15 protein-coding genes and 1 pseudogene are annotated in these 21,022 nt (G+C 64.8%); 11 read left to right on the forward strand and 5 right to left on the reverse strand.

The features are described from left to right. Positions 1–439 precede the first annotated feature (439 nt). A complete protein-coding gene (locus ACYOEI_RS11640) occupies positions 440–1,582 on the forward strand; it encodes a DUF1559 family PulG-like putative transporter (RefSeq protein WP_462849671.1) in 1,143 nt (380 codons plus the stop codon). A 222-nt stretch (positions 1,583–1,804) separates the two neighbouring features. Here ACYOEI_RS11640 and ACYOEI_RS11645 read toward each other — a convergent pair whose 3' ends face one another. After that, positions 1,805–3,148, reverse strand: a complete 1,344-nt coding sequence (locus ACYOEI_RS11645) for a putative sugar nucleotidyl transferase (RefSeq protein ID WP_462849672.1) — start codon at positions 3,146–3,148, stop codon at positions 1,805–1,807. 185 nt (positions 3,149–3,333) lie between these two features. Further along, positions 3,334–3,837 carry a metallophosphoesterase family protein gene (locus tag ACYOEI_RS11650; RefSeq protein WP_462849674.1) on the reverse strand — a complete coding sequence of 168 codons (504 nt, stop codon included), beginning with the start codon at positions 3,835–3,837 and terminating at the stop codon, positions 3,334–3,336. Positions 3,838–4,166: 329 nt separating this feature from the next. On the opposite strand from ACYOEI_RS11650, the gene ACYOEI_RS11655 reads away from it, so the two are divergent. Beyond that, positions 4,167–4,406, forward strand: coding sequence for a hypothetical protein (locus tag ACYOEI_RS11655; protein WP_462849675.1), 240 nt, complete (start codon positions 4,167–4,169; stop codon positions 4,404–4,406). Positions 4,407–4,650: 244 nt separating this feature from the next. Here ACYOEI_RS11655 and ACYOEI_RS11660 read toward each other — a convergent pair whose 3' ends face one another. The 3 genes from ACYOEI_RS11660 to ACYOEI_RS11670 form a co-directional block, all read right to left on the reverse strand. Further along, positions 4,651–6,348 (reverse strand): L-lactate permease, encoded by a 1,698-nt coding sequence (locus ACYOEI_RS11660; protein WP_462849676.1) that lies wholly within the window; start codon positions 6,346–6,348, stop codon positions 4,651–4,653. A gap of 425 nt (positions 6,349–6,773) precedes the next feature. Next, on the reverse strand, positions 6,774–6,956 hold the full coding sequence (locus ACYOEI_RS11665) for an MFS transporter small subunit (protein ID WP_462849678.1): 183 nt from the start codon (positions 6,954–6,956) through the stop codon (positions 6,774–6,776). A gap of 21 nt (positions 6,957–6,977) precedes the next feature. Continuing rightward, a complete protein-coding gene (locus ACYOEI_RS11670; RefSeq protein WP_462849679.1) occupies positions 6,978–8,339 on the reverse strand; it encodes an L-lactate MFS transporter in 1,362 nt (453 codons plus the stop codon). Positions 8,340–8,703: 364 nt separating this feature from the next. Between ACYOEI_RS11670 and hpf the strand changes: the two genes are divergently transcribed. The 9 genes and pseudogenes from hpf (at position 8,704) to ACYOEI_RS11715 (ending at position 20,948) form a co-directional block, all read left to right on the forward strand. Beyond that, positions 8,704–9,063, forward strand: coding sequence for a ribosome hibernation-promoting factor, HPF/YfiA family (gene hpf, locus ACYOEI_RS11675; RefSeq protein WP_462849680.1), 360 nt, complete (start codon positions 8,704–8,706; stop codon positions 9,061–9,063). A gap of 178 nt (positions 9,064–9,241) precedes the next feature. Beyond that, on the forward strand, positions 9,242–9,712 hold the full coding sequence (locus tag ACYOEI_RS11680; protein WP_462849682.1) for a PTS sugar transporter subunit IIA: 471 nt from the start codon (positions 9,242–9,244) through the stop codon (positions 9,710–9,712). A gap of 229 nt (positions 9,713–9,941) precedes the next feature. Then, positions 9,942–10,253 (forward strand): HPr family phosphocarrier protein, encoded by a 312-nt coding sequence (locus ACYOEI_RS11685; RefSeq protein WP_462849684.1) that lies wholly within the window; start codon positions 9,942–9,944, stop codon positions 10,251–10,253. 131 nt (positions 10,254–10,384) lie between these two features. After that, the gene (gene ptsP / locus ACYOEI_RS11690) at positions 10,385–12,169 is read left to right on the forward strand and encodes a phosphoenolpyruvate--protein phosphotransferase (protein WP_462849686.1); all 1,785 of its coding nucleotides are present in this window, start codon (positions 10,385–10,387) and stop codon (positions 12,167–12,169) included. 268 nt (positions 12,170–12,437) lie between these two features. Further along, positions 12,438–13,076, forward strand: a complete 639-nt coding sequence (locus ACYOEI_RS11695; RefSeq protein ID WP_462849688.1) for a TIGR03936 family radical SAM-associated protein — start codon at positions 12,438–12,440, stop codon at positions 13,074–13,076. Between the two features lie 151 nt (positions 13,077–13,227). Continuing rightward, a pseudogene (locus tag ACYOEI_RS11700) lies at positions 13,228–13,465 on the forward strand (S1 RNA-binding domain-containing protein); the annotation flags it as partial. 1,910 nt (positions 13,466–15,375) lie between these two features. Next, on the forward strand, positions 15,376–16,650 hold the full coding sequence (locus ACYOEI_RS11705) for an Rne/Rng family ribonuclease (protein WP_462849918.1): 1,275 nt from the start codon (positions 15,376–15,378) through the stop codon (positions 16,648–16,650). A 319-nt stretch (positions 16,651–16,969) separates the two neighbouring features. Continuing rightward, a complete protein-coding gene (gene rplU, locus ACYOEI_RS11710; protein ID WP_462849690.1) occupies positions 16,970–17,287 on the forward strand; it encodes a 50S ribosomal protein L21 in 318 nt (105 codons plus the stop codon). A gap of 670 nt (positions 17,288–17,957) precedes the next feature. Next, the gene (locus ACYOEI_RS11715; RefSeq protein ID WP_462849691.1) at positions 17,958–20,948 is read left to right on the forward strand and encodes a vitamin B12-dependent ribonucleotide reductase; all 2,991 of its coding nucleotides are present in this window, start codon (positions 17,958–17,960) and stop codon (positions 20,946–20,948) included. The last annotated feature ends 74 nt before the right edge of the window (positions 20,949–21,022 follow it).

Here is a 21,022-nt window from a genome sequence, read left to right on the forward strand (position 1 = left end):
TATTAGTACTCAAGAGACCTTGGTGTCCACTAACGCTTTCCCATTGGAACGAAGCTCGGCGTGCCGATCCTGCGTCGACCTTGGGATCGGAGCACCGAGTCTCCTTGCGCGGGACTGAGTCCCATGCCGTTAGAGGCCGCAGGTCTTCGCGGGCGCCGTACCTGTCGCTCAATCGAAGGATACCCTCGACTGGATCCCGAACCCGCTGGGTTTCAAGGGAACGGGCGACGATGTGGTGATCAATCACCGTCGATAGACCAGCACCCTCGGATTCAAAAAAAACTCTGGGAATTCCCTTGCAATCTGACGTCATGAACGGGAGCATGGAGTTACTGGTGAATCTGATCGAGTATGCTTATTCATACACGGGGCAAGCCTTTCACCATCCCCCCGTCTCGAAACCAACCTTCGTCACCAACAATAATCGGGGTCGCATGGTATGAGGACGTCAACCGGTCGTCGCGCGTTCACGCTCATCGAGCTGTTGGTGGTGATCGCGATCATCGCGGTCCTGATCGCCCTCTTGCTGCCCGCCGTGCAAGCGGCCCGAGAGGCGGCGCGACGCATCCAGTGCGTCAATAATCTCAAGCAGTTCGGCCTCTCGATGCACAACTATCACAGCTCCAACAATTCGTTCCCCTCGGGCAAGGTGTTCAACACCAAGATGCCGCCGTGTGGCGGCGTGGGTTTCGGCAGCAATTGCCAGAACACCACCTGGTTCCTCCTCACCCTGCCTTACATGGAAGGTGTGAACCTGGCCAATGCCTTCAATTTCTCGGTTGGCTCGGAAGGGACGATGTTGGTGACGGGTTATCCATACTCGTACGTAGCAAATTCGACGTTGTTGACGACTAAGATCGGCTTCTTCCAGTGCCCCAGCGACTCGCCGAAGACGTTCAGTGTCCAGGGGTCGGCCGTGGGAGCCGTGCTATCCGGTGTCCCGGCCCTCCAGATCACGAAGGGGAATTACGGGGTGAACTGGGGGAACACCGACTACGGCCAAGGCCAGACCGGCGACAGTTGGTTCGTGTCGAACCCCTCTGCTCACCGCGCCTCGCCGTTCGGTTACAACCAGGGGGCCACGGGGCCGCTGCTCGCCTCGATCGCTTCGGTCACCGACGGTACGAGCAACACGTTACTCGGTGGCGAAATCCTCCAGGGTGCTTCGGATGATATCCGAGGACTGATCTGGACCGACTTCCCTGGGGCGCATTCGTTCGTCACGCGACTCGCCCCCAACGGCAATGTGGACTTCTGGGCCGGCTCGCCTTACATCGACTCTGCCGGCGGCAACACGATGGACAACCTCCCGGCCTACGGGTCGTCCAAGCCCGGCCAGAGCCCCGCGAATCTCGCCAATGGCGACCTCTGCGATAACCAGCCCGGCCAGAATCTCCCTTGCTTCGCCCAGGGCAAAGAGGCCGGCTGCTACGCCGCCTCGCGAAGCCGACATCCCGGTGGCGTCAACTCCTTGATGTGCGACGGCTCGGTTCGCTTCGCCAAAAACACCGTCAACATCACCACCTGGGTGGCCCTCGGATCGATGAGCGCCGGCGAAGTCATCAGCGCCGACTCTTACTGAGCGTTGTGGCATCCTCGGCGGACGGGAGTCGACTCACCCTTCCGCCGAGGTCGTCCATCGCCGGCTCGGCTGGCGTTGGAGCCCATCGAACCGTACCGAGGAGGTCAGTCTTTCCGCCGATGTCGCAGATCGGCGCAGATGAACGTCGAAAACGTTTTCGATTCCATCTGCGTCGTTCTACGCTATCTGTGGATCCACTCAAGCACCTCGAAGTCGTTCCCTTCAGACCGCGTCCGAGCCTGGAATTCCCGAACGAGGGTTGCGGAGGCCGAGCGGCCAAGGATCGATACGTCGGTCGTAGTTGCGTTGCCAGGCGCGTTCGCGTTCGAGGCGGGTCTGTTCGTAGAGGTCGAGGTAGAGATGCTCTTCGACGTCAGTGAAGTGCTGGCCCCGTCGTGCCATGACCGTCCTGGCCGTTTCGAACATCGATTCGAGAGGGGAACCCGGCGCGACCCGACCGTGCAAGACTGCGGTGAATGACGGGACATGCTTCGGAAGGAGCGGTCCCGCGGGCAAGACGTTGCACATGACGCCGATCGCGGTCCCCGTGTTGAGCAGGCTCCCGAGGCCGGTGCGGGTGTGGTCGCCGATGAAGCAGCCGACCTTGGCCTGGCCGGTCGCCACGGGGTCGCCGCCGAGCGGGACGGAGACCTCGCCATAGTCGTTGCGCAGGTCGCTGTTCGACGTGATCGCTCCGAGGTTCACCCACTCGCCGACATACGCGTGTCCGAGGAATCCCTCGTGGTATTTGTTCGAATGGCCGTGGACGATCGATGCCTCGACTTCCCCGCCAATCCGACAGTTTGGCCCGAGAGTCACCCCACCACGGATGTTGGCGCGAAACAGTTGGGTGTCTCGGCCGATGAAGCTGGGGCCTTCGATCCTCGTGAACGGTTGGACCACGACCCCGGCGCCGACCATGATCGGCCCTTGCGTCGTGTCGAAGACCGTGTACGGATCAACCCTGGCCGACTCGTGGATGAAGAGGCGGTTGACCGGCCCGACAACCGCCGCCGTCACGAGGTGGCGATTGCTGACCCCGATCCGCCCTTCCGCGACGAAGTCTCGCTTGAGGTGATCGGCATTCTTGGCGACAAGGTCCCAGGGCCTCCGGATCCACTCGCCGCCGAGTTCCTGACCTCCGAGTCGTTCGGCTTGCTCCTCGAACCATCCCGAGACACGATTCGTCTCGAGGTCGACCGCCTGGTCGGGTCCGACGAGGGCACACGCCGGCAAACCATCGCACAGGCCGAGCCACGTCCCTCCGATCTGAGGGAGTTCGAGGTCGTCGGGAGGTAGCCAGCGGGCGTTCGCCACGAGCACCGGCCCTCGAGCCAGCCAGTCCCGGTCGTTCACGGTGGTGTGGGGATCCCGAAATTGCTGGATCGGGCCGAGGTAAGGGCGAATGACCGCGCCTCGGCGATGCGGCCCGGGGCCGATCCGAAAGGCGCGCGCGATCTTCGCGCCGAGCGTGGTCGCACCCAGGATAAGTTCATACGCGGGTCGGGTTAACGTCAAGGGCTCCAGCCCGGCCACAGCGTCGTCTTCCACCAGGCAAAGACGCATCCTTACCTCCATTCCAGTGGATGTCACGCGGGAGAGTCGAGGTCTCGAGCGGCGCCGTCGCGAGTCCATTCGTGCCGAGGATGTGGTCTCTTGAGAGGTGCCCGGCATCATATCACCGAGCCCGCAATGTCCGCCAGATCGGAACATCCCTCGTTCGTAAGGCGAGGGATGTAACCGTTGGACCTTCAACGGCCCCTGACGATCGGATCGGTCACGGTGTGGAACCGGAGGGAGTCGGTCTCCAGGTCGAGGGTGGCGACGGTCCAGACCGACGCGCGATAAATCGCACCTGGGTTGATCTCGCGGGTCGGACCGTCGCGACCATCGGCCGCCACGTGGGTATGGCCGTAGAACAGGTAATCCGGCCGAGTCCCGAGGAGGCGCCGATAGTCTCGCGAGGAATCTCCGTGCGCGACGGCGATCCGTTTCCCGCCGATCATGATCTCGCCGGCGCGTCCGAGGCAGACTCCGTCTGAGTCGTTCATGGCCCGGCGGAGGTCGTCTTGATCGAAGTCGTTGTTCCCGAACACGAAATAGGTTGGGAGCCGGGCGCACTCGTAGACGACGTCGGGGATGGTGATGTCGCCGCAATGGATCAGGGCTTCGGACCCCTCGGCGACGAGGAGCCTGACGGCCGAGGCCGTCCTCGCGACCTGGTCGTGGGTGTCGGATAGGATCCCGATCCGCATCGTCTCTCTCCCAAGGATTTCAGTCCGGAACCGGGGATCTTACCGGCGCCGATTAATAAGTAGAACCCGACGAATCCGCCCTCTTATCTCACTGGCCGAACCATTGGTGAGCGGTTAGACTCATCAATGGAGAACTCGAGGATGGGTCCGTCGAACCTCGAAGAGGGTGGCGAACGTATCCTTGGAAGGCTCCGCGATCGCCCCCGTGGGGCGGTCGCGCGACCGGCCGCGAGCAAGGTCTGTCGCGGGAAGGGAGACCGGATTGACCCTTTCGAGGGATCGCCACTCCCCGTCCCTGGGTTTTCCCGCGCCGCGCGGGGAGGTGTTGCATGTCCGTCGCGATTCGTACGAAGCGTTTGATTAACCCGTCCTCGACCAAGTCGGTGTCGAGCCCCCTCTCGATGGAGAGCCTGCCGGCATCGAACGTCGCCGAAGCCCCCGAACGTGAAGACGTCGTCCGCGAGGCCCCGGAAACCCGGGCGGGACGATGGGCCGAGGCCCCCGACGCCGGGGAAGGGCGATCCTCCTTCTCGGAGCATGAATTCACGCACGGCCGGAGCCAGAGCTGAGCGGTCGGGCCAGGACCTTGTCCTGGGATTCCGGAGGCCCCACCGCCCCGTTCTACCGGCCCATTCGCGGGCTCCTCTCTCCCGGATGTCCCCCCGAACCTCGGGCCGGTAACCTCGATCGCTTTCCATTCCGAATGCCCCGCCGATTCCGACCCGGCCACCGGGTGAAGTCGCGGGGCATTTCCATTGGTCCGATTCGGACAATCCGACAGGGTCGCGACTCGACCGATCACTTCGCTTCGCTTCACGGTCCCGAGGCGCCCGCGGCGGCGACCATCCAGGGCATGTAGTGGGCATAGACCCACACGATCCCCCCGACGAGTAGCGCCAGAACGATGCTGTGGATGAAGACCGCCCGGAGGATTTCTCCTTCGCGCCCCCCTTCTCCGGTCGCGGCCGCGGCCACCACGATCGACTGGGCGTCGATCATCTTTCCCATCACACCGCCGGTCGTGTTGGCGGAAGCCATCAAGACCGGATCCAGGCCGAGCGTCTTCGCGGTGATCTTCTGGAGGTTACCGAAGAGGACGTTGCTCGACGTATCAGAGCCCGTCAAGGCGACGCCAAGCCAGCCCAGCATGGTCCCGAAGACGGGGTAAAGCCAGGGGCCGGTCCGGGTGAATGCGAGACCGAGGACCGCGTCCATTCCCGAATATTTGGTCACGAAACCCAATGCAAGCATGCTAAAGATCGCGGCAATGGCGGGGATCATCCGGACGACGGTTTGTCCCAGGATCGCGGCCATCCTGCTTGGACTCACGCCCAGAAACAGGCCGCTCAAGATCGCCGCGAGGAAGACCGCGGTCCCCGTGGATGAGGCCGGGACCAGGTCGACCGTGGCCTTCTCCTTGTCCTTTTCCTCGGGGGTCTCATGTCCGGTGACCGCAGCCCCCTTCGCCACTTTCAGATGAAGCCAGGGGACTTCGGGTTTCCAGGAGGTCCGAGCGTCGAGCCAGTCCTTGACCGCCGGCGTCCCCAACGGCGCAATCGCGGGGATGCCCCAGATCAAGACCGTGAGAGAGAGCAAACCGAAGGGCATCCATGCTCGGGCGACGCGCTTCGTCGTCAGCTCGATGGTCGGCGAGGCGGTCGCCTCGGGCGTCCCGCCGTCGTGGGCGAAACGCCAGGTCTCTCGAGGATGCCAGAGTTTTAGCAGGACGACGCCCGCGACCAGGCTACCAACCGACGAGACGAGGTCGACCAACTCGAAGCCGACGAAGTTCGACCAAGCGAACTGGATCGCGGCGAATGTTCCCCCGATCACCGCAAGGGCCGGCCAGATCGCGAACGTCTCGCGCCAGCCGACGATCGTCCGGACGAGCCAGAACGGGATCAGGAGCGAAAGGAGCGGGAGGATTCGTCCCGACGTCGCGCTCAGGGCTTCAACATCCAGGTCGGTCACCTTGCTCAAGGTCAGGATCGGCGTCCCGATGGCTCCCCAGGCGACGGGGGCGGTATTCGCGATGAGGCAGAGGACGGCCGCCTTGAAAGGGTCGAATCCCAGTCCGACGAGGAAGGCTGCCGAGATCGCCACCGGAGCTCCGAACCCCGCCGCACCCTCGATAAACGCTCCGAAAGAGAACGCCACAAGCACGGCCTGGAGCCTGCGATCCCCCGATAACTCGGCGATCGACGCCTTCATCACTTCGAATTGCCCCGTCGCGACCGCGAGGTCGTAGAGGAAGACCGCCGCGACGATCAACCAGACGATCCGAAACAGGGCGAAGACAACCCCCACCCCGGCGCTCGAGACGACCATCGCGACCGGCATCTTGAAGATAAAAATCGCCACCGCGCTCGCCGAGATCAGCCCGAAGAGGGCCGACTGCCAGGCGCCCACCTTCCCCGAGGCCAAAAGCCCGAGCAACACCAGGACCGGCAGGGCCGCCATGAACGTCGAGGCCGGCCAGTTGCCCAACGGGTCATAAACTTGCGTCCACACGTCAGCATCGCTCCCCAGGGGCTTCCGGCCAAGTCGCCCGACTCTTCGTCAGGTCGAAATCCCCGGGAACGACCTTACATGATGACTGCCGCGATTGGGAGGCTTCACTGAATTGTCAAATCACCGACCGCTTTCGCCTTCTCGATAGGCTCGAGGCCGATCTTCAAGTGGGGGGTCGAGGCGAAACGTTGGGCCGCCTGCAGGGATCCTTCGCGGATGAGGGCGATCCCCCGGAAGGCGGGGCACTCTTGCCCCGCCACTTTCGCCTCGGTTCCCGCCGCAAGAACGGGGCGAGAGTGCCCCGCCCGCCGGGGGGAAGGCTCGTGCCGAGTCAACGCGAGAAGCCGGGATGACTGTGCCGGTTGATTTTTGTCGATTTATAATATTTGGATGTCGACGAAATTCATTTTTAATAATTGAAAGAATTAGTGGCTTCCATCTGGTCCCGGATTCCTCGGGGCGAGGGGCGAAGTGGCTGAGGTCGTGCCGCGGAGCAGGGGGAGTGACTTGAGGAGGCTCTGGTAGACCCCCCAGCCGAGCGGGACGAGGACAATGATCCAGGCCAACGCGAGCCGGCCGGTCGGGGTCTTTGTTCGGGAATCGATCATGGGTCGGTTCCGTTGGCTAGATCAAAGGACTGGCGAATCCCGTTGGTGGTGATGCCGAGTGTGGACGGGTCGGACGAGGAGGTTGCAGACGAGGCCGATGAGGAGGAGGCCAGCCATCAGGTTCATGGTGGCGTTGTAAGCCTCCGCTTTCGGGACGCCGTGTTCGATCCGATACGTCGAGACGTAGTTGACGAGCTGCGGCCCGAGGACGGCGGCCATCGACCAGGCGGTGATCAGCCGCCCGTGGATCGCGCCGAGGTGCATCGTGCCAAACAGGTCGCGCAGATAGGCGGGGATCGTGGCGAACCCGCCGCCGTACATCGAGATGATCAGGGCGGTCACCAGGACAAATAGTGAGACGTTGTGGATCTTCTGAGTGAGTGGAATCAGGGCGTAAAGCAAGGCTCCCAGGACGAAGTAGAGGGTGTAAATCACCTTCCTCCCGGTCCAGTCCGACGTCGAGGACCAGAAGAACCGGCCCCCCATGTTGAAGAGGCTCAGGAGCCCGGCGTACCCGGCGCCAACGGCCTCGGGGACGCCGAACATGTTTTGGCACATCAAGGAGGCCTGGCCGAGGATGCCGATCCCGGCGGTGACATTCAGGCAGAGCACGGCCCATAGTAGCCAGAACTGGGGCGTCGTCCAGGCGCGGTCCACGGCGACGTGGTCTTGGGTGACCATCGCCCTCGGTCGAGTCGTCGGGACGAAACCTGCGGGCGTCCAGCCCGCCGCGGGGACTCGGACGCTGATCGCACCGAACATCATGAAGGCGAAGTACACGAGTCCCATGACGAGGAATGCTTCCTCGACTCCCACCGAGGTGCTCGTCTTGAAGTGACCCATGAGCTCGATACCCAGGGGGGCTCCTATGAGGGCCCCTCCTCCGAAGCCCATGATTGCCAGGCCGGTCGCCATCCCGGGGCGGTCGGGGAACCACTTGACGAGCGTCGAGACGGGGGCGATGTAGCCGAGTCCCAGGCCGATGCCCCCGATGACGCCGTAACCCAGGTAGAGGAGCCCGATGCTGTGGAGGTGGGTGCCGAGACTGGAGAGCAGTAACCCGCCGCCGAAGCAGCAGGCGCTCGCGAACATCGTCTTCCTCGGCCCGACGCGTTCGACCCAGCGCCCGAGCACGGCCGCCGAGAGGCCGAGCATGATCAGGGCGATCGAGTAGATCCAGCCGACCTGGGGGATGGTCCAATCGCGGCCTCGGATCGATTCGGTGACCCCGATCACCTGGGTCAAGGGCTTGTTGAAGACGCTGAACCCATAGACCTCGCCGATGCAGAGGTGAACAGCGAGCGCGGCCGGCGGGATGAGCCAGCGATCGAACCCGGGCGGGGCCACGGTCCGTTCGCGATCGAGGACGCCAAGCAGAGCCATAAGCCCATCGCCCCTGCGCAGGTTTTGAGTCGAATCCGTGAAGGAGGCATTGCGACGACGCATTGCTTTCGCATAGTAGTTTACTAGCCGATCGGGAAACAACTCCCGCCCACGGTCGGCGTCGCGGGTCGTCTGTCGAGGCGAGTCTGCCGTTCGGAACCGACGTTGGCGTGCTTACCTTATGATGTGTCCGACCCGGCCGGAGGATGCCTCCATCGGGGACGGCGAGGAGCCGGCGCGAGGGGCCGGGAAGGCACGTCGGACGACGGTGGACCCTTGACCGAAGTCGCCAGCGGAGTTAGTCTTTGTTGACGCCCGCGACATTGTTTCGGGCAGGCGGGATGACTAGGCAAGGAGCGGACGGGTGCATATCGAGATTACGACCCGCCATGGTGGCTTGGGGACCGAACAGCAGTCTTACCTCCGCGAAAAGGCCGAGAAACTCACGAAGTATTTCGGCCGTCTGATGGCGATCGACGTGGAGGTTGAGCACCTCAAGCATTCTTGGCAGGTCGAGATCCTCGTGTCTGCGGAGCACAAGCACGACTTCGTCGCTCGCGAAGAGGGGCCGACCCCGGAAACGGCGATGGATCAGTGCGTCCACAAGATTGAGCAGCAGCTTCGCCGGTACAAAGAGAAGGTCCAGAGCCACAAGGGAGACGTCCATCTCGGCAAGACGGCGTCACCGGAGGCCGATCTTCCCGAGCCTCCGGAGTCGTCGTGATTCGATCTCGAGGGGTGCGATCGAGCGTGGAACCGTCTCAGTCTCTGACTAGAGAGCGTCGCGACGACTGGGCCGCCCTGGAAAGGGCGGCCGGCGTGGCCGCACCGCCTTGGTGTCTCCCGATCGGGGCCGCCCGCGGTCGGATCGGGAGTCTGGCGGCACGTCGATGGAGGGTCGGATGAAGCTTTCGGATTTCGTGGTGAACGAGGCGATCCTCGTCGATCTTCAGGCGACCGGTAAAGAAGATGCGATCCGTGAGATCGTGCAAAGCCTGGTGCATGCGGGCCGGCTTGCCGAAGGGGATCTGGAGAGCGTGGCCCGGGCGATCCTCGGTCGCGAGGAACTCGGCTCGACCGGGATCGGCCAGGGGGTCGCGGTCCCGCATACCCGGCATCCTACCGTGAACCGTCTGATTGGGACCGTCGCCCTCTCGAGGCGCGGGGTCGATTTCGCCGCCCTCGACGGGGAACCGGTGGACATCCTCTTCCTGCTGATCTCGCCCCCGAATCAGCCGGGTGACCACCTTCGGGCCCTCGAGAATATCTCGCGGCACCTGAAGGATGAACGCTTCGTCAGTTTCCTCCGTCAGGCCAAGACCCGCGAGGGCGTGGTCGACCTGCTCGAAGAAGCCGACCAGGCAACGCCTTGATCGGACCGAGCGCCGAAAGTCGTCCATCGCGGCCGTCGGACTACCGTCCCTCGAGTCGCGAAGGACGAAACCGCCCGGATCCTTGTCGAGATATGACCGCCGGCGTCCCCCTCCCGCGTGCGTGAGGGGCGGGTTGACGGAAATCCACGAATGAAACTACCGGCCCGAGACCGTCGCCCTTCTGCGAAGAATTCGGTGGTCTCCCGAGCCTAGGCCGATCGAGCCTCCGATGAGCCACGATTCGCCCGTCGTCCGTCGCCAAGTCGAGATTACCAATAGCCTCGGCTTGCACATGCGGCCCGCCGACAAGTTCGTCAAGTTGGCTCTGCTGTTCCAGTCGGAGGTCCGGGTCTATCACGACGGGGCGCAGTATAATGGGAAGAGTATCCTGGACCTGACATCCCTCGCCGCCGAGCGCGGCACCCGCCTTGAGATCGAGGCGCGAGGCGTTGATGCCGAGGCGGCCCTCGAGGCCCTCGAGGCCCTCGTCCTGGCCCAGTTCTATGAGAATGACGAGGGTGAGCCGGAGCCTATTCCATGATGGCTCCGGAGCCGAAGTCGCCTAAACCACGAGCCGGGCGGGGTCGCGGCGACCGACGCCCTTTGCGGGCCGAACCCACGATCCGACGCCCAGACGATTGGGGCTGCGTCCCGATGCCCCCGGGTCATGCCATGACGATGCAAACCCTCCGAGGGATCGCCGTCAGTCCCGGAATCGCGATCGGGCCACCCCTCGTGATTGACCCTCGCGGCCAACGCCTTCCCCATCGCGCGATCCCGGCCGAGACGATCCCGGCCGAGTTGGAGCGTCTCGATCAAGGTCTCGAAGCCGCTCGGACTGAAGCGGCCTTCGCCGAGGCCGAGGCTCGAGAGCGACTCGGGCCGCAATACGCCGATATTCTCGCCGCGCACGCCCAGATGATCGCCGACCCCACGCTCCGTCGCGACGCCCGGACCCTGATCGAATCGAGCCGGATCTCCGCGGAGCACGCCGTTCGCGAGGTCCTCGACGTCCATGCCGCCCGCCTCGAGCGGATGACCGATTCGCACCTCGCCGCGCGGGCTGCTGATGTCCGCGACATTCAGCGCAGGATTCTCGGCCAACTCCTCGGGCATCGCGAAGCGAATCCCCTCGAAGATGTCACCGGTCCGACCGTCATCCTCGCCCACGATCTCTCGCCGAGCGAGACCGCCGGTCTCGACCCCGAACGCGTCATCGGTTTCGCGACCGAGGCCGGGGGGCGTGCGAGCCACACGGCGATTGTCGCCGAGGCTTTGGAGATCCCGGCCGTCGTCGGCCTCGGGCGACTCCTCGACCTCGCCCGGGAGAGTCGGCGGGTGATCATCGACGGCGACGAAGGGCTTGTGGTCCTCGACCCCGACCCGCCGACGCAGGAGCGTTACCGACGCGCCGCGGCCGAGCGGGCCGCTCGGTTCGAAGGGTTGGCAGGGCTGGCCAAGCTCCCCGCCGTGACGCTCGACGGCGAGGCTGTTGGCCTTTGGGGGAACATCGAGTTCCCCGGCGAGGTCGCTCCGTGCCTGGAACGAGGCGCCTTGGGCGTCGGGCTCTACCGGACGGAATTTCTTTATCTGAACAGCGATCGGCCCCCCAGCGAAGACGAGCAGTTCGAGTCCTACGCCGCCGTCGTCCGCTCGCTCCAGGGTCATCCGGTCACGATCCGTACCCTCGATCTCGGCGCCGACAAGCTCGTCTCCTATCAGAGCGCGGGCTTCGCCGAGCCGAATCCCGTGCTGGGGCTCCGGAGTCTTCGCCTTTCGCTCCGGGACCCGGCCCTGTTCCGAACGCAGCTCCGCGCGATCCTCCGCGCCGGGGCCCTGGGCGACGTCCGGGTGATGTTTCCGCTCGTGACGAACCTGGCCGAGTTCCGCCAGGCGCGGGCGTTGCTGAACGACGTCGCATCCGACCTGATGGCCGAAGGGGTGACGATCCGGGCCGACCTGCCGGTCGGCGTCATGATCGAAGTCCCCGCCGCCGCGGTGGTGGCCGACCAATTCGCAAAGGAGGTGGATTTTTTCTCGATTGGTACCAACGACCTGATCCAATACGCCCTGGCGGTCGACCGCACGAATGAGACCGTCGCGTCCCTGTATAGCGCCGCCGACCCGGCCGTGCTCCGCCTGATTGCGATGGTCGTCGACGCGGCCAGGCCGCGTGGGATCGACGTCAGCGTCTGCGGGACGATGGGGGGCGAACCGCTCTACGCGATGCTATTGATGGGGCTCGGCGTGCGGCAGTTGAGCATGCCCTCGCACCAACTCCCCGAAATCAAGCGGGTGATCCGCGGGATCCATGCCGAGCAGGCCCGGGCCCTGGCCTCGGAGGCGCTCCGGCTGGATACCTCGGAGGCGGTCACCGCGTTACTCCGGGACGCGCTCCGGCGTGCGTTGCCGGACACGCCGACGCCCCACGACCAAGGGCGGGGTGGTGCCCGGTGACGAAGCCCCTTTTCGAGAACACAATCGGTCGCCCCAGATCGACCGCGACCGGCGCGAATCGCCGGATTGTCGGCGGGTCTCGCGGCGCCCGGCGAATCGATCGTCCGTGGTTTCGGCTCGGTGTCGGAATCGCGAGTTTCTCCTGGAGTAAGACCCGAGTCCTTTGACCGCCCGGCGGTCGTGCGGCCCTCGCCCATCGAAGACGTTCGAGGACCTTTCGCGATCGGCGGACGATGCGGACCCCTCCCGGGGCCCGACCACGCCGCAAATGATGACAGCGACCAAGGTGCGACTTCGCTTCGCCAAACGTGGCGATCTTCGACTCATCAGCCATCACGACCTGATGCGGTGCTTGGAGCGGATGGCGCGCCGAGCTTCGCTCCCCTTGGCCCACAGCCAGGGCTTCAACCCCCGCCCCAAGGTGGTGTTCACGCTCGCCTTGGCGTTGGGGATCGAGGGGCGTCGGGAAGTGGTCGAGATCGAACTGGCCGAGCCGATGGAACCGGACGACGTCCTTCGACGACTCATTGATGTCGCCCCTCCCGGCTTCGACTGGCTCGACGTCGAGGCGGTGAACCCCGGTCGCGCCTCGCAACCCGACGTGGTGGCGTACGAATTCGACGTCCCCATCGAGCGTCTCGAGGCCGCGCGGGCCCGCCTAGACCAATTCCTGGCTGAGACGCAGTGGCCGTACACGCGACATCGTCCCGATCGTACCGTCGCGATCGACCTTCGCCCGTTCGTCCTCGACGCCGGATTCGACGACTCCGGCCTCCTCCGATTCCGAATGAAGATCTCCCCAAGCGGTTCGGCTCGCCCTGAGGAAGTGATTGACGCCCTCGAGCTGCGCGACCTGCTGGGGAATGGGTCGATTCTGGTTCGCACCGACGTGCAACTAGTCTCCTGACCGAGGTGGGTTTTCGACATGGCCTCCCGAGGCGGAGGCGGCGCACGCAGGACCCGAGATCGAGTCCGAACCGTCGCCCCGACCGGCCTCTCGAGCCGAGAACCCCTTACCCGACCAATGCACACCGCGATCGTGTCAGAAAGATGACCGCATGAAGAAAGAAATGCTGATCAACGTGCTCCAACCCGAGGAATGCCGAATCGCCATCGTCGAAGATGGCGTCCTCGAGGAGCTCTATGTCGAACGGACCAGTCACGAGAGTTATACCGGCAACATCTACAAAGGAAAGATCGTCAACCTCGAACCGGCGATCCAGGCCGCATTCGTCGATTTCTCGGTCGGCCGCAACGGCTTCCTCCACATCTCCGACGTGGAGCCGCAATATTATCAGCGGCTGCTCGACGAAACCGAGCCGGCGCCCGCCCCGCGCGAACCTCGTCGTGATCGCGACGACCGGCGCCGTCCTCGCGTCGACGACCGCGACTCGGGCGGTGCGCCTCCCCCCCCGCGGGGTGAAGACCGAGGCCGAGACCGTGATCGCGAACGGCCCGACCTCTCCGAACGAGGGCGTCGTGACCGCTCGGAAGCCAGGCCTTTCGGTGAGGGTTTGGCCGACGACCGACCCTCCCCTCCCCAATCCCGCGAACCGTCTCGACCCGAGCCGATCCGCGAGGAACCTCGTTCCCCTTGGGGCGAGGCTCCCTCTCCGGTCTCCTGGGCTGACGACGCCCCGGCACCCCGCGCCCCGGAACGCGAGCGGGTCCGTGGCGATCGGGAACGGGATCGCGACCGCGACCGCGACCGCGACAGAGATCGAGATCGAGATCGGGAACGTGAGCCTCGGGCAACGGCTCCCGACGACCTGTACGGTCGGGTTGACCGGGCTCCCGAGCCGTTCGATCCCGACCTCCCCCCGAGCCGCACACAACGCTCACGCGGGGCCGCATCGACGCCCCCTCCCCCGCCCGCCCCGGCACGTCCGGTCGATTTCGATTTCGAGGACCTGGATCGAGGTCGGACGGCCGACCCGATCGACTCGGCTCCGGAGCCGCCGCCCGCTCGCGAGCCGAGGCGGTCACGCGGCCGCGGTCGAGGGAGTCGGTCGGCGCCCGATCCGATTCTCTCCTCGCCGGAACCCGAGCTCGAGTCCCTACCGAAATCACCGGGCGTCGAGGAGCCTGCGGATCTGGTCGCCGAAGACTTTCCCGAGCTTCCACCCAAGCGGCGCGGTGGTCGTGCGGCGATCCGTTCCCGGGGCGGTGAACGCGAATTCGCCCCCGAGCGTCCTCGTGAACCCGTCGTCGAGCGCGCGTTGCCGGAACGCCCGAGGGAGCCGGTCGTCGAGCCGCGCCCCTTGCCGGAGCGTCCGAGGGAGCCGGTCGTCGAGCGCCCCGCCCTCGAGCGATCCCGCGAGCCGATCGTCGAGCGACCCACACCCGAACGTGTGCGCGATCAACCCGTGACCGAGCGGTCGCGTGGTGCGGCTCCGGAATTCGAACCCGAATCGCGCTATCGATCCGCCGAGCCCGAACGCGAACGTGGCCGCGAGCGCGAGCGCGAACGCGAACGCGAACGTCCGAGGGACGTCGAGCGCGGCCGTGCCGCCGAGCCCGAGGCCCCTCGCGAGCGTTCCAAGCCGCATGATCGGGCGGGTGAGCCGGGATATGTCCCGCGCCGAGAGCGATCGCGTCCGACCGATCCGTTCGGCCCCGAATTGCCAACTCCCGATTTCGACTGGCTCGAACCGATCGCCGAGGCCGACGTCGACGAGGTCGAGGGCGAGGATGACGCCGGCGCCGGTGATGACGCGAACTCGGGCGCTTCCAAGGCCGATGGCCCGCGTCGGCGTCGTCGACGTCGAGGACGACGTCGTGAACGCGATCGCTCCGAGGTCACGTCCTCGTCCGAGGAGGACGAAACCGAATTCCTCGACGATGTCGAGACCGTCGAGCCCCGCGCCCCCCGCGAGTCATCCCGGAGGCCCGGCGCGTCGGCCGATCCCGATCTCGAGCTCGAGCCCGCGATCGACGACTTCGACTTCGGCGACGAGACCGTGGACGAGGTCGACGACGACGATTTGACCTCCGATGAATTCCAAGAGGCTCGGCGCCCGGCGGCGGTCGACGAAGAGATCGACCCCGAGCTCGAGGAGGAAATCCGCAAGGAGATCGCCGAGATCGCCGAGCTCGAGCGAGAGATGGGCCTCCGAGGGCCGGTCGAGGCTCGTCCTCGACGCGGCGACGAACGTGCCGAGCCCGAGGGCGGACGCGGCGGCAACCGGTTCACCCGCGGGCGGGGGATGGCCAAGCCGCCGATCCAGGAAGTCTTCCGCCGCGGCGACGAGGTCCTCGTCCAGGTCATCAAGGAGAGCATCGGCACGAAGGGTCCGACCCTCTCGACCTACATCAGTATCCCCGGCCGCTACCTCGTCCTCATGCCCGGCTTGAACCGGGTCGGCGTCTCCAGGAAGATCGCCGACGAAGCCCAGCGCCGCAAGCTTCGCGAGATCATGAACGAGCTGAATCCCCCCAAGGGGCTCGGATTCATCGTCCGGACTGCCGGCCTCGAGCGCACCAAGCGCGAGCTGGCCCGCGACCTCGCCTACCTGCTTCGCCTCTGGAAGGTGATCCTCCGGAGGATCAAGAAGGCCCGAACGCCTGCCCCGATTTATCAAGAATCGGACATGATCACGCGAACGATTCGCGACATCTTCACCTCCGAGATCGACACGATCTGGATCGACGAGCCCGCCGCGTTCGAGCGTGCCCAGGAGTTCCTCCGGGTCGTGATGCCGCGGTTCGTCAACCGCCTCAAGCTGTACGACGAGAAGGCCCCTCTCTTCCACAAGTACGGCATCGAGGACGAGATCGCCAAGATCCAACGCCGGCACGTCCCGCTGCCCGAGGGAGGGTCGATCGTCATCGACCAGACCGAGGCCCTCGTCGCCATCGACGTGAATTCGGGGAACTTCCGGGTCGAGAACGACGCCGAGCGGACCGCGTACGAGATGAACCTCCGTGCGGCCAAGGAGATCGCCCGTCAACTCCGGCTCCGAGACCTCGGCGGCGTAATCGTCAACGACTTCATCGACATGCGTGACGAACGCCACCGTCGAGGCGTCGAACGGGCCCTTCGCGATGCGATCAAACGCGACCGTGCCCGGACCAAGGTCCTCCGCATGAGCGCGTTCGGCCTCATCGAGATGACTCGCCAGCGGATCCGGCCGAGCCTGAAGCGATCCGTTTACGAGGACTGCACGAACTGCGGCGGTGCGGGTGTCGTCAAGACCGTCGAGAGCATGTCGATCGACGTCATGCGGCTCCTCGCCCTGGCCTCGCACCGCGACGACATCCGTCGCGTGAACATCAGCGTGAGCCCGGCGGTTGCGGCCTTCCTGAATAACCGGAAGCGGCGCGAGATCGCTCGGATCGAGTTGGAGGCCAACATGACCATCCACATTCGGACCGAGGGAGAGGCGTCCGCCGAGCACCTCCAGATCGACTGCTTCGACGGTGCTAACGCGGAGATTCGTCTCCTGCCCCAACCCACTCCGACCGGTCGGCGGTCCCACTAAGTCGGGTCGAACGACTTCGAGTTCCAACCGCGGGCCGGTCCCCTGTTTGGGGGGCCGGCCCGTCCTGACCTGATCCGTCCGCGGGACGTCGCTCCACCGGCCTGGCGTACCGGGGTACCGAGTACCGAGACGTCTCCACGATGGCCTTCCCCTCGGCGCAAGCTCGAGGTATAATTCGACCTTTTCCGTAGTCGCCCTCCGCGAATTCAAGAAGTGGGAACGTTCTCCATGCGGGGGGGCCGGCGTCGGTCGAGATTGAGAAAACGGACCCGGCCCTACCATTCGCCGACTTCGGCCCGGTTCGCGAGGAGCTTGATGGATGTACGCGATCTTTGAGGACGGTAGTCACCAGTTTCGGGTGAGTGAGGGAGACCAAATCGTTGTCGACCGGCGTCAGGGCGACCCCGGCAGCGAAGTCATCTTCCCGAAGGTCTTGCTCATCGCCGGGACCGACGGCGCGACCATCGGAGCTCCGCTGGTCGAAGGAGCCAAGGTCGTCGCCAAGATTGTCAATCAGTTCCGCGACAAGAAGATCATCATTCAGAAATTCCGACGTCGTAAGAACATGCGTCGTCGAAAGGGCCACCGTCAGCCCTACACCATGATCAAGATCACCCAGGTCGTCACCTCCGCCTGACCTGACCGCGATCGTCGCCTGGTCAAACGCGAATCATTGACATCCCGAGTGCGCCTCATGGCGAACTTGGGATGTCTCTTTTCCAGATCCGCCCACTTTCGATGCCGAAGTTGCCGTTCTTTTCCCGTCATCGACCGGGTGAGGAACGGCTTTTGATTTTCGAGGTCCTTTCGGACAAGCTGTCGGCAGCGAAATGCTCAAGCCGAATCGTCCCCGTCTCGTTCGCAGTTGCATTCGCCGCCTCGGCCCCAGTGAAGAATCCAAGAATCAAAACAGGTCGACGAACTCGTTCATCACGACCTCCGACGCGGCTATAGTCGCTAAAGACGGCACTCCTGTTTCTACTTATCGTCCCCGGCTTCCCCAATTTCTCACAAGCGGCCAGACGTTGTGTAGAATGGATATTTGGTTGCACCAACGATTGAGCCCTGCCAACGCAAGGCGATCCCTGTCGAATCGAGGCCCGGCGGCCCCAGTCCTCTGAGAACGTTCGCAGGACGCGTGGGACGAACGAACCCGAGTGTCGGAACGGACTCGGGCAGTCAATTCTCCGAAAAACTTTCCTCGCGAAAGAAACTCGCAAGAATTGACTTGACCCGAGACGACAGTTCACACTATACAAGCGGCAACGTGGTGCAGTGTACAGTTGGTGGATTTCGGGAGACCGTCCATGGCGACCGTTGACGAGCGGACGACGAAGGGGACTTCGGAGTCGAGGACAGGCCAGGGGCGTTCGGGCATGGCGGTCCCTCGCGTATTCAGCACCGAGGGCGTCAATCCGTTCGACCTGGTCGATTGGGACTTGCGGACGGCGGAGATCAAAGACGAGCGCGGAAGGGTTCTGTTTCAGCAGACCGGGTGCGAGATCCCGAAGTCGTGGAGCCAGTTGGCCACCAACGTCGTGGTCAGCAAGTACTTCTACGGCGAGGTGAATACCCCGGAGCGTGAGACGAGCGTCCGTCAACTGGTCGACCGCGTGAGCCGGACGATCTCGGATTGGGGTCGTGAGGACGGCTACTTCGCGAGCACCGAGGACGCCGACCGGTTCTACGACGAGCTGACGACCCTCTGCGTGAACCAGTACGGCTCGTTCAACTCGCCGGTCTGGTTCAACGTCGGCCTCTACCACAACTACGGCCTGACCGGCTCAGCCAACAACTGGCGGTGGGACGAAGAGACCCGGACCGTCGTCAAGGCCGAGAGCGCGTACCAGTATCCCCAAGGGTCGGCCTGCTTCATCCAGAGTGTCTCCGACGACATGCTGGACATCATGCGGCTGGCAACCTCTGAGGCGATGCTCTTCAAGTACGGCAGCGGGACCGGCACGGACCTCTCGTCGCTCCGCTCGAGCCGTGAGAAGCTCACCGGCGGCGGCAAGCCCTCGGGCCCGGTCAGCTTCATGCGGGTGTACGACGCCGTCGCGAGCGTTGTGAAGTCGGGAGGCAAGACCCGACGCGCCGCCAAGATGCAGACGCTCAAGGTCTGGCATCCCGACATCCTCGACTTCATCGAGTGCAAGACGAAGGAAGAGAAGAAGGCGCAGACGCTGATCGAGTCGGGCTACGAGGCCAACTTCAACGGCGAAGCCTACAGCTCGGTCATGTTCCAGAACGCCAATCTCTCGGTCCGCGCCACCGACGCGTTCCTCCGGGCGGTCGAGAACGGCGACGACTGGACGACCCGCGCCGTCACGACCGGCCGGCCGATGGAGTCGTTCTCGGCCAAGATGATGATGGACAAGATCGCCGAGGGGACCTGGCTCTGCGGCGACCCGGGCATGCAGTATGAGGACACGATCCAGCGCTGGCACACCTGCCCCAACACGGCGCCGATCAACTCGAGTAATCCGTGCAGCGAGTACATGTTCATCGACGACTCCGCCTGCAATCTGTCGTCGATCAACCTGATGAAGTTCCGCCGCGAGGACGGCAGCTTCGACGCCAAGTCGTTCCGGGCGGCCTGCCGGATCTTCATCACGGCGCAGGAGATCCTGGTCGACCATTCGAGCTACCCGACCGACCGGATCGCCGGCAACAGCCACAAGTTCCGCCCGCTGGGACTGGGCTTCGCGAACCTCGGCAGCCTGATCATGTCCTCGGGCTTGCCGTATGACTCGGCCGAAGGACGTGCCCTCGCCGGTGCGATCACGGCGATCATGCACGGGCAGGCGTACCTCTCGAGCGCCGAACACGCCGGGCACCTCGGTCCGTTCGATGGCTTCGCCCTCAACCGCGAGCCGATGCTCCGCGTCATGGAGATGCACCGCGACTCCGTCGAGTCGATCGATCCCACGGTCCCCGCCGACCTGCTCGCGGAGGCCCGAGCGACCTGGGACGAGTGCCTCGAAGTCGGCCGCCGTCACGGTTACCGCAACAGCCAGGTGACCGTCCTGGCGCCGACGGGCACGATCGCGTTCATGATGGATTGCGACACGACCGGGGTCGAGCCCGACATCGCGCTGGTCAAGTACAAGTCGTTGGCCGGCGGCGGCATGCTCAAGATCGTCAACCGGACCGTGCCCATGGCGCTCCGGAAGCTTGGCTACGACGAGCCGAAGATCCGAGGCATCCTCGACTACATCGACTCCCACGACACGATCGAAGGGGCGCCCGGGATCGACTCCCACGACCTGCCGGTCTTCGACTGTGCGTTCGCGCCGCCGCAGGGGGGGCGGAGCATCCACTTCCTCGGCCACCTTCGGATGATGTCGGCCGTCCAGCCGTTCCTCTCCGGCGCGATTTCCAAGACCTGCAACGTCCCGAACGACGCGACGATCGAGGACATCCGCAATGCCTATCTCGAAGGATGGCGACTGGGACTGAAGGCCCTGGCGATTTACCGAGACGGCTCCAAGGGGAGCCAGCCGGTAAATACGAAGTCGGATTCGGATGGCAAGGCGAAGGCCGAAGTGGCCGCGGCTCCGGTCGTGACCCCCTCCCCCTCCCCCTCCCCCGCCCCAGCTCCGGCGGTCGTGGCTGCCCCGGCCCCTGCCGCTCCCGCGGCTCGCCCGCGTCGCGAGCGCCTACCTCACACGCGGCAGAGCCTCACCCACAAGTTCAACATCCAGGGGCATGAGGGATACGTCACCGTCGGCTTCTACCTCGACGGCCGGCCCGGCGAGGTGTTCATCACCATGGCCAAGGAGGGCTCGACCATCGGCGGCCTGATGGACGTGCTCGGGACGTCGATCTCGATCGGCCTCCAGTACGGCGTGCCGCTCGACGTCTTCGTCAACAAGTTCGCCCACAGCCGATTCGAGCCGGCCGGCTTCACCCAGAACCCGGACATCCCGATCGCCAAGAGCGTCGCGGATTACATCTTCCGCTGGCTCGGCATGGAGTTCATCCCCGGCTACCGCGAGGCCAACGCCCCGCAGCGTCCGACCGACGAACACTCCGAGCCCCCCAAGCCCGCGCCCGTCGTCAAGGTGAACGGACACCGGACCGCGACGATCGAAGACCTCGAACACGTCCAGGCCGTGAGCGAGGTCCATCAGATCACGCCGATTTCCCCGCTCGAGGACGGCCCGGAAGGTCGCGAGAAGCAGTTCGCCCACTTCCAGAGCGACGCCCCGGCCTGCGATAACTGCGGCGCCCTCACGGTCCGGTGCGGCACCTGCTACCGCTGCTTCAACTGCGGCAACAGCATGGGCTGCTCTTAAGGCCCGGCGGTGTTCGTCACAATCCATCGAAACGAGGACGCCCGCGGAATTTACCGCGGGCGTCCTCGTTTCAT

The organism is Singulisphaera rosea (genome assembly GCF_054877945.1).

Excerpts from the sequence above, each read along its gene's own strand:
- ptsP (WP_462849686.1), top strand. The coding sequence starts at position 10,385 with ATGACGATGCAAACCCTCCGAGGGATCGCCGTCAGTCCCGGAATCGCG.
- ACYOEI_RS11705 (WP_462849918.1), top strand. The coding sequence starts at position 15,376 with ATGGCCAAGCCGCCGATCCAGGAAGTCTTCCGCCGCGGCGACGAGGTC.
- ACYOEI_RS11670 (WP_462849679.1), bottom strand. The coding sequence starts at position 8,339 with ATGGCTCTGCTTGGCGTCCTCGATCGCGAACGGACCGTGGCCCCGCCC.
- ACYOEI_RS11645 (WP_462849672.1), bottom strand. The coding sequence starts at position 3,148 with ATGCGTCTTTGCCTGGTGGAAGACGACGCTGTGGCCGGGCTGGAGCCC.
- rplU (WP_462849690.1), top strand. The coding sequence starts at position 16,970 with ATGTACGCGATCTTTGAGGACGGTAGTCACCAGTTTCGGGTGAGTGAG.
- ACYOEI_RS11640 (WP_462849671.1), top strand. The coding sequence starts at position 440 with ATGAGGACGTCAACCGGTCGTCGCGCGTTCACGCTCATCGAGCTGTTG.
- ACYOEI_RS11665 (WP_462849678.1), bottom strand. The coding sequence starts at position 6,956 with ATGATCGATTCCCGAACAAAGACCCCGACCGGCCGGCTCGCGTTGGCC.
- ACYOEI_RS11685 (WP_462849684.1), top strand. The coding sequence starts at position 9,942 with ATGAGCCACGATTCGCCCGTCGTCCGTCGCCAAGTCGAGATTACCAAT.
- ACYOEI_RS11680 (WP_462849682.1), top strand. The coding sequence starts at position 9,242 with ATGAAGCTTTCGGATTTCGTGGTGAACGAGGCGATCCTCGTCGATCTT.
- ACYOEI_RS11650 (WP_462849674.1), bottom strand. The coding sequence starts at position 3,837 with ATGCGGATCGGGATCCTATCCGACACCCACGACCAGGTCGCGAGGACG.
- ACYOEI_RS11715 (WP_462849691.1), top strand. The coding sequence starts at position 17,958 with ATGGCGACCGTTGACGAGCGGACGACGAAGGGGACTTCGGAGTCGAGG.
- ACYOEI_RS11695 (WP_462849688.1), top strand. The coding sequence starts at position 12,438 with ATGATGACAGCGACCAAGGTGCGACTTCGCTTCGCCAAACGTGGCGAT.
- ACYOEI_RS11655 (WP_462849675.1), top strand. The coding sequence starts at position 4,167 with ATGTCCGTCGCGATTCGTACGAAGCGTTTGATTAACCCGTCCTCGACC.